Origin of the sequence: Streptomyces humi, assembly GCF_001005085.2 — a bacterium.
Lineage (GTDB): Bacteria > Actinomycetota > Actinomycetes > Streptomycetales > Streptomycetaceae > Streptomyces > Streptomyces humi.
Window position 1 is genome coordinate 83,133 of sequence record NZ_LBMU02000022.1, and the last position, 15,555, is coordinate 98,687.

General features: G+C 71.4%; 1 protein-coding gene. It reads right to left on the minus strand.

The window, feature by feature from the left end:
- Positions 1-15: 15 nt before the first annotated feature.
- Positions 16-15,540, minus strand: a complete 15,525-nt coding sequence (locus AAW13_RS08980) for a hypothetical protein (RefSeq protein ID WP_071659486.1) — start codon at positions 15,538-15,540, stop codon at positions 16-18.
- Positions 15,541-15,555 lie beyond the last annotated feature (15 nt).

Consider the following 15,555-nt stretch of genomic DNA (forward strand, 5'->3'; position numbering starts at 1 on the left):
CCGGCCGGGGGTCCGTCATCGGTGCCTCCGGGGTACGGGGCCGCCAAAGGCTTCGTACATTTTGACGACATCAGCCGGGAGCGTGTGGCCCTCCACCAGTCCTCTGAACGCTTCGGCGACGAACTCGGACGGGTTTTCCCCGGCGTAGCCATCCTGGTTGACGAATCTGTTTCCTGGCGTCCGCAGGGCGACCTGCCGTGCGTCGGCGTGCTTCCAGTCGGCGTCCCACAGCTTGTGATGAAGGAGTGGATCCGCGGCGTACGTGAGCCAGTGTCCGAACTCGTGCATGACATGTCCGGGCTGGATGTACGGACCCAGCAGTACGTAGAACTTGTTGGGGATCAGGAAGAGAATGCCCGCCCCGTCCGGAACGTCCGGAATTCCTCCACTCACTGTCACCCTGCCATCGGTCTGAATCGTGTAGTTCTTGTTGGCGTACGGCGAGATGATGATCTCTATCTGCCGTCCTGGCAGTTCGAACTTCTCGGCCACGGCTTCGGCTGCCGCCTTGAACGAATCGACGACGTTGTGATAGTGCCTGTCATATCGGTAGTAGCTGATCTTGGCGATCATGTCCTGCGACAGCGGAACGTGTTTGTGGCTCATCTCGCGTGCACCGAACGGATTGCTTCCGGAGACGTTGCCGCCCTCCAGATCCCTGAAGTAGGTGCTGAGCACCGGATGCTTTTTGATCAGCTTTTTCCTGAGGCTCGCCAGGTCGGTTCCGCGAACCGCGTGTGCGCCACCGCTGCTGCTGTGGACGAGCCATCTCTCCTGAGTGGCGATCTTGGCATTGTTGAGATTCTCGACCGCGATGCGCGCATCGCCTTCGAATTCCCTGCCGTTGAAGCGGAGGCCGGAGACCTCTGAAAGTCCCCGGCTGATGCCCGCCGGTATCCGCGCGTAGGCAGTGAAGTGCGCCGCACTGTCGCCGGGAGTCCGTAGGTGCAGGACGCCGGCCGCGTGGGTGGCGACGGGGGCCGGTACCGACGGCGGGACCTGCCGGCGGGAGGTCATGCTCAGGTTCTGGAACGAGCCGGCGAGGGTGTCGACGGCGACCTGGCTTCCGTAGGGATGCCCGCCGGTGCCCTGCGGATACATCGTGCCCTGTGGGTGCATCGTGCCCTGCGGATACATCGTGCCCTGTGGGTGGTCGATGCTGTCGCGGTGGGAGCCGTCGCGGGAGACCGATCGCTTGAGCGCGTCTCCGATGCGGCCGAAGACGCCGCGTCCGCGGCGCCGGCTCTCGGTGCTGGCGACCGAGACACCACTCATGTGGGAGGCCCGGCTGTCGAACCGCTCCAGACCCTGTCCCCACTCCAGCCGGCCCACCGGCGTCGTCCGCCCCTGCCCGGACTGCCCCTGGCGCGCGGGGCGCTGCTCCACGGTCCGCCCGGCATCCCTGAGCAGTTCATCGCGCAGATGCACGACGGCACTGCGCTGGGAACTCCTGCTCTGAGCCGAGGAGGACCTCAGCCACGCGTCGATGGAGTCGTGCACCCGGTCGAGGCCGCCCGCGCCGTGGAACCACGCGTCGAGGCTGGAGTGGATGGCTTGGAACCTACGGCTGTTCGTCCCGGCGGGGGCGTTTCGGTGCAGCCAGTCCGCGTAGTAGGGGTTCTCCGTCACCGGCGGCACCCGCGGCGGAGCAACGCCCCCGGTGGACCGTCCCAGGAGGGGCATGCCGCCGCCGAGGCCGGGGCCGTCGTACCGCCGCACCTCCGGCAGCGGGTCGCCGCCCGTCACCTCGTACCAGTGGGCTTCGGCGTCGGAGAGAGCCTGACCGGCCGACACGTAGTCGTCGTACGCCCGGGCCAGCCGCTCGCCGCCGGCGTCGCCGGAACCACCCACCCCCTGCTCGGACCGCGTCTGGGCCAGGTGCAGCGCGGCCTCGGCCGCCACGACCCCCCGTCGGGCGTCCGTGAGCGCCGCCCCCGCGTCGATCACCGCCCCCGCGTCCCGGCTGCCGCCGCCCGCACCCTCCCACACGTGTGCGCGTTGCTTGCCCTTGTCGGGACCGGGCTCCGCCCCGGATGCCGACGACCGGGAGTGCGGCGGCGCCGCGGACATGCCGGGGGCGTCGGTACCCCGGGCCGGGGGAGGTTGCTCGGCGCCGTCTTCCGTCGGTCCGGTCGTCTCCGCGTCCGCGGGGGTGTCGTGCGCGGGGGTGTCGTCCGTAGGGGTGTCGTGCGCGGGGGAGGCGGTGAGGATGGAGAAGACCGAGTCGACGATGCGCGGCGCGGCCGTCTCACCGGAGGTCGGGCCGCCGCCGTCGGACGCGCGAGGTTCCTCCGGACGCGACTGCGCCCCGGAACCGCCGACACCGGCCGCGCCGCGTGCCGTGCCGGCCGCCGCTTCGCCGGGCTCGCCGTCGTCCGCGATGTCTGCGGCGGTGGTGTCTGCGGTGATGTCTGCCGTGCCGGCCGGCGGGACGGCGGCCGTGGTGTGTGCCGGGCCGTCGGACGCGGGTTCTGCCGTGCCGGCCGGTGCGATGTCCGTGGTCTCCGGGTGGCGGGCGAGTTCCAGCCGCGCGGCCACCGGACGCCCGACACCGGCCGGTACCTCGATCATCGACTGGGCCGTCCGCACCGCCTCGATGTCCGGCAGCGCCCGGTACAGGTCCACGCCCGGACCCGGCGGCACCGTCCCGCCCTGCGCCGGGACCTCAGCCGCCGGCGGCTCCGCGCTGAAGCCGCCGCCGAACTGGTCACCCGAACTGGCACCGGCCCTGCGGAAGCGCTCCGCCCAGTCCGTCGTCGACCCCATGAGCTTCTGGAGCGCGACCCGGGTCTCCACCGGAATGCTCGTCGCCGCACTGGTTCCCGGCGTCGGGTTCTGCGCGTGCTGCCTGGTCCAGTACTCGAACTCCTTCTGCGCGATGTACCGGTGTGCCGCGTCCGCCCTCGGGTCGTCGGCCCGGATCTTGAAGAGCTCGGTCAGAGAGGGATCCTGCATCAGGGTGTGCACATCCCGCGCGCCCTTCTCCCCCGTCATGGCCCAGATCGCCTCGATGGAGCTCTTCACACCGGAACCGACGGTCTCCACACCGTCCAGACCCGCCTTCTTCAGCTCGTGGTCGATATGGGAGATGGCCATCTCCCGGGAGTTGGTGGCGGGCCGCGTGTCCTGGTTCACGCTCAGGACCTGGAAACCTGCCTTCACCATGTCCCACGTGCTGCCCGGCTGGTCCGTGCCCCCGCCCGCGAGCCTGCTGTCCCGCAGGTAGGGGGCGTCCGCCAGCAGACGCCCCGCCAGAGCGATCGCCCCCGGCATGTCGTCGGGACGTTCCAGCAGGTGTCCGGCCACGATCACCGTGTCCTGCTCCAGCCGCGAGAGCCCGGCGAGATCACCGGCACTCTCCAGCCGGCCCGTGAAACCCGGCTCGGGGACCCGGCCCAGCACACCCAGCGCCGCTGCCAGAGCGTCGTGCACGGGTACGCCAGGCACCAGCCCGGCGGCATCGCCGGCCGGCGAAGGGGACTTCCCCCACCGCGTCATCCGGCCCTGGAAGGCGGACAACCGGTCCTGGCGTTCCCCGGCCGCGAGCGGGGTCTCGCCGGTGCCGTGGCCGGGTGCCCGCCTTCCGTAGCTGTCCAGGACCGGTTGCAGCCGGGCGCGCTGCTCGGCGGGCAGGTCGGCCTTGCCGAGTTCCCGGGTCGGCAGCCGCTTGTACGGGCTCTCGTCGCGGATCGGATCCGTCAGCTCCCTGGAGTCCTCGGGCAGCGGCTGTTCGAGGGCGTCGTCGTGCCGGCTCGGCCCGGCCGCCGGATGCTCGGCGGATGAGGGCGGGAGGTCCGCCCGGTCCGGGGCGGCCTCCGGGGCGGCCCCGCCGGGCAGGCCGGTGGTCCGCCGTGTTCCGTACCGGTGGGCGAGTTCCAGGGAGAGCGCACGGCTCTCGTCGACGCCGTGCGTGAGCCGGCTGTGGCTCAGCAACGTGACGAAGGCGGCGAGCAGTTCACGCCGCTCGGCTGCCCGCGGGTGATGGGCGTCCACGTACCAGGTGTGATCGGCGGACACCTGGCCGGCGGCCCAACGCCCGGCCTGCGCGGACTCCTGCGGCGACACCGTTTCCAGGAAGCTCTCGGCCTGCTCAAGCGCGGCCCGGTCCTCCCTCGTGAGCGCCGCCGGACCCGAGGGGTGCGCGCTCGTGGTCGCGGACGTGCCGGGGTCCTCCGGTTCGGAGGCGGTGACACCGGCGGACCGTGCCGCGTCCACGGCGGCGTCGGCATCCCGCGGAGTGCCGCGCAGGAGCCGCTGGGCGACGACCGCCACGTGCCGGTCCGCCGGGGACAGGCCGTCGAAGTCCCCGACCTGGGCGTCGAACCGTGCGATCAGGCGGTCCACGTGCTCCGGTGAGCCGCCCAGACGGGTGTGCGCCTCCGTCACCGCGGCGAGCAGCGGGGCCGGCAGCCCGCGGTCGGCCGACGTCTTCTCCCAGATCCGGTGGAACGACCGCAGGGCGTCGGCGTCCGCCGCACCGTCCTCGTCCCGCGCGCCCTCGTCAGGCGCGTCCTCGTCCCGCGCGCCCTCGTCCCGCGCGTCCTCGTCCCGCCAGTCCTCGTCCGGCGCGGTCTCTTCTCGCGCGGTCCGGGCCGGCGCGGTCTCTTCCTGCGCGGCCCGGTCCGGCGGGGTGTGCTGTGGGGTCTCGGGCAGGCCGTGGTGCCTGTCGACGAGGGTGCTCAGGGTGTGGGTGATGGTCGCGATCGAGTGGCCGCCCTGGAAGAGGACGTGGAAGTCCTCGTGGTAGACGGGCGGCAGGTCGTTCTGGAGCAGGAGTCTGGGCAGGACGAGGCGGATGTTGAGCCGGCTGTTGGCGTCGGTGAACGGATGGAGCACCATCAGGGCCCGCACGGCGCGGGCGATGGCCCCGAGCACGGCGGTCCGGTCGCTCCCGGCGAGCCGGACCTCTTCGTAGTACCGGTCGTAGACGGCGTCGACCCGCAGGGCCGCCCTTCCGTCGGAGTGGTTGGAGTTGAGCAGGCCGAGGGCCTTGGAGTAGGTGGTGATCGGCTGGTTGCGGGGGTCGAAGTCCTCGAAGACGTAGGGTGCGGCCAGCCGCCGGCCGAGCAGCGTCTCCTCGAGGATGTCGGGGCTGAGGTCACCGTGGTCCACGAACCTGCCGTGCTCGTCGCGGATGTCCGCCCGCAGCGGGAACGCGGTCTTCTTCGACGACCACGTGAACCTGCCCACGAGGCCGCCGGTGAGGAGGGTGTGCAGCCTGTGGTGCTCCGCGGCGTTCATTCGCGCGGCCAGGGCGTCCGGGTCGTCCAGGACCTCCCGGTAGGCGCGGATCATGTTCGCCTGGTACCCGGGTGAACCTCCCACCGACCCGGAACCCACGTCGAAGTGCATGCCGGGGTCGCCCAGCAGGGCGTGGTTGTCCTGGGCGGCGGTCTCGGCGTGCTCGTGGAACTGGGGATCGATGTAGAGGCGCCACCAGTCCTTCTCCGGCAGGTGTTCGGAGAGCGGGGCCGGCTTCGTCGCCTCGGGAGTCCCGGTGGGGGCGGGCTCCGCGTCCGGGGTGGGCTCCCCGGCGCCCTCGGTCATCGCCCGGACGATCGCCCGGGTGATCTCGGGCACCGTGTGGTCGCCGTTGAACATGTGCTGTAGTTCGGTCGACGACACCGGCGGGAAACCCTGCTGGAGCAGGAGCTTGGGCAGCAGCAGGAGGCCGTGCAGCGAGCCGGCCTGCCCGGCCGGGTTCAGAACGGTGAGGGTGCGCACCGTCCGGGCGATCCCCGTCAGCACCGCGACCTCGTCGGACGGATCCAGGTGCGCCATCGTCTCGTAGTGGCGGGCGAACACCGCGTCGAGCAACCGCGGGATCTCGGCCCGCCGGTAGACGGTGGTGAAGAACTTCCCGCCGGCGTCGCTCTCCACCTTCAGCAGGGCACCAGCCGTGTCCCCGGCGTCCCGGGTGACCACCCGCCGGCCCAGCAGCGTCTCCTCCAGCAGGTCGGAGGCGACGTGGCCGGACCGCGGCAGCGGGTGCCCCCAGTCGTGGTCGGACCACGGGACCTGGTCCGTGTCCGCCAGACCCGTGACACGTGTGTACAGCCGGGCGTACTCCGCCGCGTCCACCGGCCTGGCCACGGCCTCCGGCCGTTCCAGCTCGTCGGTGTACACGGCCACCATGCGCTCGCGATGACCCGGCGCGTGTACGTCGTAGTGCACACCGGGGTCGCCCACGGTGCCGAACCGCTTCGCCGCGTCCTCCACCAGGGCGTGGTCGCCCGCGGGAACGTAGAGCCGCCACCAGTCCTGCTCGGGGAACATGTCCGAGAGCACCGCGGGCCCCGCCGGATCCTCGTCGGCGTCCGCCGGCGCCAGTACGGCCGCCACGGTGTCCGCGACGCTCTCCTGCCGCCCTGCCGGGCGCGAAGGCCCTGCCGCGTCCGGGTCCTCACCGGCGGTGCCGTCGTGGTGCTCCGCACTGCCCGCCACCCCCTTCGCGGGGGCGTGGGGCAGGCCCAGCCGGTCGCGGGCGGCGACGGCGTGCGCGCGCGCCGCGTCGGCCGCCGTGGCCGGGTCATCGTGGTGAGCGAGGATGTCCGCCACCTGAGTCAGCACCGCGTAGGTGTCGGGATCGGCGTCGGACAGTCCGACGCCGATCCGCGGGCGCATGTCGATCACGGAAGCGACGATCCCGGACGCCCGCGTGACGGTCCGCACGTATGCGTCCGTGCCGAGTTCCTCCTCCAGGCGTACGTGCACGGGGTCCGCCTGCTCCCGTGGCGGCAACCGCTCGTCGTGGTCACCCTGCGGTGCCCCGGACGGGACCTCCCGCCCCTTGCCCTTGTCCACCGGGGGCGTGTCCGCAGTCCGGTGCTGGTCCTGGAGCCAGGCGGAGAAGCGTCTGCCCAGTTCCTCGGGATCATGTCCCGTGGCGGACAGCGCCGTTGCGGCGGACGCCAACCGCCGGGTGTGTTCCGCCACCGATGAGGCCGCCCGCTGAGGTTCGGCCCCCGCGTGGTTGTCCGGGCCGGTCTCGCCGGTGGCGTCGGGTCCCGCGGACGGCAGGAGGTTCTCCTGCTCGACGGCCAGGTCCAGGGCGTACCGCGCCCCCAGGTACTGCGACCAGGCGTCCAGTCGGGTGGCCGGCAGGCCGGCGGACTCCGGGTGCCACTCGGGCAACGAGTCGCCGTGCTCGTCGAGTTCGAGTTCGGCGGCCCACCGCCCGGGGGCGATGCCGAGGGCGCGCAGGACGGTCTCGCCGTCGGCGACGGACGGGTCGTCGAGACGGGGATCACGTACGCCCAGGGCGATCTCGTCGGGGAACAGGCCGTTCTCGGCGACGTGTTCGCGCAGCTCCTGCTCGGTCAGCGGAGCCAGGTGCCGGTAGCGGCTCCAGCCGTCCTCGTACCGTACGCCGAGGGGGCGGTCGTGCCGCTCCTCCCAGATCTCGGTCGACCTCATGAGCTCGTGCAGCGTGTGGTGGCCGAGGGCGAGGTTGTGGCCCACCAGTGCCAGACGCAGCTCGTCCAGGTCGAAGGTCTGGCCGGTCAGCTGCCCGAGGCGCCAGGCCGTCTCGAGGATCAGGGCCACCGAACCGGACGTGCCGGTGGCGACGAGGGCTCCCGTGCCCTGGCCCTGTGTGTGCAGGGGCGCCTCGACCGGCAGGTGGTTCTTGTCGGCCGCCCTGAACCACCGCACGTACTCCCGGCCGGACGCGTCGGTCTTCACCGAGGCGGCCCGTTCCGCCTCGCTGAGCGGAGGGGTGATGTCGTCGACGTACATCCGGCCGCCGTAGGAGGGGTACTGGCGGCGCCAGGACCGTTCCTGGCCGATCGCGGGGAAGTCCTCGTAGCCGGGCGGTGCGATGTGATCGCGCAGCGCCTGGTTGGCGGAGGTGTTGAACAGCAGCGTGCTCAGCTCACGGAGGTTGCCGGAGCGTACGACTTCGTGGAGGACGTCGCGGTCCGTTCCGACACTGCCGGCCAGCATGCCGTCCCTGGCCCCCAGCTCGGAGAGCCGGTCGGGTGCCTTCTCGGCGAGCAGGTCCCAGACGGCCTGCGCCACCTTGCGGGTCGCCCCGACCGCCTCCGGACGCTGGAGCAGGTGACGGCCGAGGTTCTTCTCGAAAGCGGCAGCCGCTTCCGAGTAGTGCACCGCTGCCAGGTCGGCCGCTGTTCGTGACGGGCTGTCCGGCAGGGCGGCCGCGGGCAGCGGATCGCTGAAACCGAAACCCCAGTGCTTCTCGAGCGAGTGCGCCATGACGTCCGTCATCTCCCGCACCGAGTGCGCGCCGCCGAACACCTCGGTGAGACGCGGCGAGATGACGGGCGGGAACCCCTGTTCGAGCAGCAGCCGGAACAACACCACCCGGACGTTCATCAGGTCGTTCCCGCCGCGGAACGGCTGGATGACCATGAGGGTGCGCACCGTCCGGGCGATGGACGCCAGGATCCGGCGCTCGTCCGTCGGGTCCAGCAGGTCGATGGTCCGGTAGTGCCGGCTCAGCACCGCGTCGACGAGTGCCGGTGTCTCGGCACGGCTGTAACTCCGCAGGACGGTGTGCTGGCCGCCGGCTCCGCCGAAGGCGACGACCGGCATGTTGTTCCGATCGGCGAGCGCCGTCGTGTCCGACCACGGCACCATCAGCCGGCGACCGAGCAGGGTCTCGTCGAGCAGTTCGGGGTGGATCTCCGACGCCTCGATACGGGAGGCACCGGTGGTGTGGTCCGCCCACGTGCCGGTGAACCCGACGTGGGACGCCAGGGTGCGGTAGAGCCGCAGGTACGCGTCGGAGTCCAGGCGTTCGGTCAGTGCGGACCCGTCGTCGAGCGCTTCCCGGTACACCGCGGTGATGCCGTTCCGGTAACCGGGGTGCGTGCGTTCGTAGTACGCCCCGGGGTTGCCGTCCGTGGTCGCGTCGTCGCGTGCGGCCTGCGCCGCGGCACCGTGATCACTCTGATCGATGAAGAACCTCCACCAGTCGGTCTCCGGGGCGAAGTCGGAGAGCGCGTCCGGTGGCCGCTCGGTGTCGTCGTCGGCTCGCACGGTGTCGCTGTCGTCGTCTCCGCCGTGGGGGCGGCCCGTCCCGTCGACGGCGTCGACGTGGGTGTCGGCGTGGGTGTCGGCGTCGGCGTGGGTGTCGACGTGGGTGTCGGCGTCGGCGTGGGTGTCGACGTGGGTGTGGGTGTCGGCGTGGGTGTGGGTGTCGGCGGCCGAGGTGTGGGGACGTGCGGGCTCGGGTGAGGGAGCCGGGGAGGAAGCGGGAGCGGGAGCGGGGGCGGGAGCAGGGGCGGAGGTGGGGGCGGGAGGGGTTGTGTGTGCCGCCGTTCCCCCTGAACGCTCCGGTCCCGGGGCGGCAGTGGCCGGGGGTTCCTCGTCCTCCTCGCGTTCGGCGAGTTCCGACGGCAGCCGGAAAGCGGGGCCGCCGAGCTTCTCGGTGATGAGGGAATCGACGATGTCGGTGATGTACTCCAGGGAGTAACCGCCCTGGAAGATCTGGTGGAAGGCCGATGAATTCACCGGTGGCAGGCCGTTTTCCAGCAGCATCTTGGGAAGGATCAGACGCATGGTGAGCCTGCTGTTGGCGTCGCTGAAGGCATGGATCACCAGCAGGGTCCGGACGGCCCGGCCGATGGCCGTGATGACGGCGCGCCGGTCACCGGGATCCGCCTGGCGTATTTCCTCGTAGTAGCGGTCGTAGACGGCGTCGACGTACCGCCGCGCGTCGCCGGCCTGATGGCTGACCATCATGAGATTGCCGTTGACGGTCGTGATGGGCGGTTCGCTGCCGTCGAACTTCATCCGGTCGGCCACCTGCCGGCCGAGCAGGGTCTCCTGCACCAGGTCGGGGCTGAGCGCGATCGCCCTCCGCATCGGGAAGACGGCGCCCTTGCCCTGCGTCCAGCCGAACTTGCCCTCGATCTTTCCGGTGGCGAGCTCGTGGAGCGCCTTGTGGTCCGCGGCCGTCAGTCGCTTGGCGACGAATTCCTTGTCGTCCAGGGCCACCTTGTAGGCGGCGATCATGCTCTGCTGGTAACCGGGCGAGGAGTCGTAGGCGGAGTTCTTGATCTTCACGTCGAAGTAGCGGCCCGGGTCTCCCTGGAGATCCGGATTCTCGTGCAGTGTGCTGGTCGCCAGCCAGTGGGCGTTTCCGGTGATGTAGAAGTTCCACCACTCCTTTTCGGGATGGTAGTCGGAAAGCGTTTTGATCTCCGGCTGGGCCTGCTCGCCTCCGGGCACCGTCGAGGGACCGGACGCGTCCGGCGGAGTGAGCTCCTTCTCGAGGACGCGGCGGATCTCCTCGATGCTGTGGTCGCCCCTGAACATCCGGTCGAGTTCGGGCGAGACGACCGGCGGGAAACCCTGTTCCAGGAGGAGCCTGTGCAGGAGCAGGCGATGGTGGACTGCCTCGGCGCCGGAGGACGGGTCCACGGTGTCGAGGACGGACAGGGCGCGCACGGTCCGGGCGACCGACCTGATGATCGCGCGTTCGTCCTTCCAGCCCGCGCGTGCCACCTCGCGGTAGTGCTGTGCGAACACCGCGTCGACCAGGTCCGGGACCTCGTGCTCGTGGTAGCGGGCCATGATCGCGGGAGCCGCCTGGTCCGACACGACGGTGAGCAGCGCGTCGCCCCTGTAGGACCAGGCGTCTCCTGTGTGCCGGGTGATCAGCGGCCGGCCCAGCAGGGTCTCGGAGAGGAGGTCGGAACTCAGGTGACCGGATTCCGTCGGCGCGCCTGTCGAACCGATGCCCGACCGGCCGATCCCCTCCGGACCGTAGCCCGTCACGACCTCGTGCATACGGGTGTAGTCCGTGGCTGTGAGGGGGGTGTTCAGGGCACGTGGGTCGTCCAGGAACTCACGGTAGGCGCTGATCATGCGCTGCTGATAACCGGCGGCGACCTGCTCGTAGTAGCCGCCGGGACCGGCGGCCGTCGTGGTGTCGGCGCGTGCGGCCTCCACCGCCGCGCCGAGGTCGCCGGGCCTGATGTAGAGCTTCCACCAGTCCTCTTCGTCCAGGTGCGCCGACAGCACCTCCGGACTCGGGGGCTCCTCCTCCTCGTCGGCGGCCGGCTCGGGTGAGACCGGCCGGACGGCGTGGTCCATGGAGTCGGCGTGGTCCATGGAGTCGGCGTGGTCCATGGAGTCGGCGGAGCGGTCGCTGTGCTGCTCCGCCTGCTGCGGGGTGTCGGCGACGGCGTGTGCGGACTGTGCCGGGGCCTCGTGCGCGTCGGCCGACCGTGCGGCGTCCTCGTGCGCGTCGGCCGACCGTGCCGGGGTCGGCAGGTCGGTGCCGGAGGTGGGCCGGGGGGAACCGGGGTCCTCGCTGATCGCGAGGTGGGATTTCACGAGACCCTTCAGCACCTGGTAGCCGGTGGCATGCTGGGCGTGCTCCACGAGCGGCCGGTTGGCCTCGAACTCCTGCGGCGACTGGCGCAGGAGTTTGTAGGAACCGTGTTCCGCGAGCCCGTCGAACGCCTCCTGCTTGAAGGCCTGTCCGAGGACATCGCCGCTGTCGGCGTGTACGCCGTCCACGCCGAGGTCGAAGCTGTCGGCGTTCCTGCCCCACGCGATGCGCTGGTCGGTGTTGTAGTACCAGTCGAGGGGCTGGCGCAGCCAACTGCGCGGTGTCCGGATCGTGTCCATGGTCGCGCCGAGCCGGTCGGCGTCGATGTGCTGGTGCATCGCGAGCGCCTTGACCTGCGTGTCGTACCCGCGCTCGGCGAGGTAGGCACCCAGGTAGTGCTGTGCGGCGAAGAGGGAGAGGCCGGTCTGGGTGTAGTCGATGAGGACGACGTCCTTGCCCGCTTCGAGATGCGGGCGGACGAACTCGTCGAGGTGTACGTGGAGCATCTCCCGCTGCTCGTCGGTGAGCGGGGGATAGTCCTTGAACGCGTCACGGAAGATCGACCACTCGCCGCCTGCCGGAGCGGGACGGAAGTCGGACAGCGGCACGGACTCGGCCGGGTGGCCGGTCGCCTGGAGGGCGGCGACGACGGCGGCGGGGCTGCGGCCCAGCCCCAGGTAGAAGTGCCCGGCGGGTGGATACTTCTCGGTGATCAGGGCCGATGTCTCGATGACGGCGTCGATCACGGAGTCCTGTCCGGAGCGCAGCTGGGTGTGGGCTGCCGACCGCAGGTCCCGCACCAGCTGCGCCGCGTCGTGCGGCTGGTAGACGACCTCGCCGTCCCGGGCCCCGTAGAGGTGCTCCGTGACCGCCTCGCGTACCGGGCCGGGCGGGACGTACAGGCCCTCCTCGGCCAGCCAGTCCCGGACGTCCTTGGGCGTGAGGCCGACCTGGTGGCCGTCCAGCACACGGAAGACGTGCGTCGACGGCTCGTACGGGACGCGTACGTACTCCGTGCGCGGCAGCCCCGACCGGGGGTCGACCAACTGCTGCCCGGTTGCCGGGTCGGTCATGGCGACGGGCACGTACCTGCCGTCCGACACCATCCAGGGCCGTCGCTCAGGGCGGGAGGGACCCTGGGCGACGCCCGCCCCGGAACCGGCGGTCGAGGTGTGGCCGGCCGCGCTCCGGGCCTCGGTTCCGGACGCGGGGTCGGTGCCGGTTTCGGACGCGGGGTCGGTGCTGGTTTCGGACGCGGGGGTGTACGGCGACTCCGTGACGGTGGGCGGACGCAGGGGCGGGTGGGCACCGGTGTGCCCGGCGGACGAGGCGGCCGGAGTCTGCGGACGGGTCACGCCCGGCCGGTCGCCCTCGGCCGGCTCCTCGGACGCGCCTCCCGGGAGCCGCGGCGGCGCGACGTCCAGGTTCAGGTCGTCCCGCAGGGTGCGGGCGTGGTCGCCGGCCAGACGGATGCCCGTCCCGGGGTCGTCGAGGTGCTGGGCCAGGACGACCGCCACGTCGGTCAGTACGGAGTAGGCCCCCGGGCTGGTGTCGGCCAGGCCCCGCTCCAGGCTCAACGGCATGTCGAGTACGGTGCCGGTCAGCGCGGAGGCCTGGAGGACGACACGGCGGTAGGCGTCGAGGCCCAGCTCCTCCCTCAGCTGCTCGTGGATCGCGTCGGCTTCGTCCGCCGACAGGAGCCTGGGGTCCTCGGACGGCTGCCTGAGCGGGGAGACCGGCGCGTCGGGTTCGACCGCGCGCCCCTTCCCCTTGTCCACGCCGGTCGTCGGCCGGCCGCCTGCCGTGGTGGGGGGCGTGTGCTCGCCGGAGAGGGCCGCCGCCTGCGACGGGCCCTGGCCTTCGACCGGACGACCGGACGCGACCGCGTTCCGCTCGCTGCCCGGCGGCGTGGACCGGAGCGTGCCGTGGAAGTCCTCCGGGCTCCTCGCGGCGCTGTGCCCTCCGCCTTGCGCCACGGCCTCGTCGACGCCGTGCCGGAAGGCTTCGGCCTGCTCGTGGGCAGGGCTCGCTGAGGCGTCCGGTTCTTGGCGGCCGTCTCCGGCGGTGTCGCCGGAGGATTCGGTGGACAGCCGGCCGGGTCCGGGGGAGCCCGGCTGTGCGGTGCCCGACTCCGGGCGCGACGGGCGCGGCGTACCGGAGGCCGGCCTCTCGGTGGATTCCGGTGGCTGCGGGCGGGACCGGTCGCCGCCCGCCGCGCTCGTGGTGCTGACGCGGGTCGGACCGGACGGCGGTGTCTGGCCCGCCGGGGGCGTTCCGGCTGCCGTGCCGCCCGGCCCTGGAACGCCCCTGCCCGCCGCACCGGCCCCGGGCGCCGCGGGGGAACCGGCGTTCGAACTGGTGGGCAGGGGGGAGCCCGTCGACGTCGGATGCGCGCCGGAACCGTTGGGCGACGGAGCGCGGGTGGCCGGAGCGCCGGAGGCCGGGGCGTTCGTGGTCGGGGTGCTGGGTGACGGGGTGTTGGGGGACGGGGCCGTCGGGGTCGGGGTGTTGGGGGACGGGGTGTTCAGCGTCGGGGTGTTGAAGGAAGAGGCGTTGAAGGTCGGGGCGTTCAGCGTCGGGGCGTTGAGGGGCGGGGCGTTCAGCGTCGGGGCGTCGAACGTCGGGGTGTCGATGTGCGGTGCCGTGAACGGGCCGCCGACCGCCTCGCTGTAGGTGGGTGGTGGCACGAACTCCTCCCCGTTCGCACCCCCGAGACTGGTGTCGCCCCCGGTCACGGTCGCGCTGTACTGGGGCGGCGGCGCGGCGAGGTCGTCGGCGGCGGCCGTGTTCACGTGCGCCGTCGGGACGAGGAACTGGGGCATCTTGAAGTCGAGCGACAGCGCGCCCTTGAGGGTGCTGTGCACACCCGCCAGGATCGGATGCTTGGCGTGGCCGAGGACCTCGCCGCCCACCGCGCCGAACGTGGTCTCCTTGCTGGTGCTGAACTCGCCCTGCTCGATGTAGTTGACGACGCCCTCGGACAGGTTCTGGTAACCCGCGCTGAACGCCGTGTCCACGAGCAGGTGCGGCGGCTTCTCCTTCCAGACCGACGGCATGGCCTCGGCCACCCCGTCCGAGAGGGCCGTGCGCAGCGGGGCGTACTTCGTGCCCAGCTTCTCCATCGGGCCCAGCGTCGACTTCAACGCCTCCGCGAGGTTCCTGCCGTTGGCGTGCGCCATGAAGGCGGAGGCCCAGTCCGAGCCCATCTCACGCGCCAGGTCCGACCCGAGCTGCTTCCCGAACGCGGTCTCGAACTCCTTGCCCACCGCGTTCCGGAACTCACCCTGGGCCTCCTTCGAGACGACGTCGTGCGTGAGGGAGACGCGCATCGGAACGGTCAGGGCGGCCAGCTTGGGGCCGAACGAGCCGCCGACGTCGGCGAGGTCCTTGTCCAGCGGGGTGTCGGGCAGGTCGTCGCCGCTCTTCGCCCCCGCCTTCACCGCGCCGGCCAGGTCGGACGTGGCCGTCCTGGTGGGTGCCGGGGAAGGCGGGTGCTGGAGGGCGTTCTCGATCGACTCCTGCATCGACTTGATCGCGGCGGGCGAGAACCCCTTGGAGATCAGCTTCTTGATCGGGCCCGTCAGCAGCGGCACCGCGGCACCGAACGCACCCTGGACGGCGCCGGAGAGCACCGCGCTCCTGCGGTACTGGTCACCCTGGGAGGTGTGCTCGCCGTTCAGCGCCAGGATCCACCGGGCCAGCCCGTCGAGCGCCGACGAGATCGCGACGTTGGTCACCATCGTCATCGCGGCGTGGGTGAGGAAGCGCCTCAGGGTGTTGCCGAACAGGATTTTGAACAGCTGCTCCAGGAAGGCCTGCTCGATGGCCGCCCCGATCGGGTTCCACTCCCACATGATGAGGGTGATCGCCCACTCCACCAGGAACGCCAGCACCTGGAGGACGATCATCAGGTTGGTGTAGTCCAGCTGGTACGCGAACTCGTGCGCGCCGTCCGCGATCTGGGCCGCCGTGTCCCTCAGACCGGAGATGTAGTCCGCACCGCCCCCGGACAGGAACGTCTTCATCGCCTCGGTGTACGCCTCCGGCCAGTCACCGCTCGCCCCCTGAGCGGTGCCCCCCGCGACCTGCGCCACCAGGTTCTCGAACCCGTCCAGGAACTTGACCAGTTCCTCATGAGGAGCCTGCACCTCGTCGCGCATCCGCTCCGACGACCCCAGCGGAACGGACATACCCGAGATGAAGACCACGATCGGGTTGTACCAGGGCTCCTCAATCACAGCGTCTCCACCTGT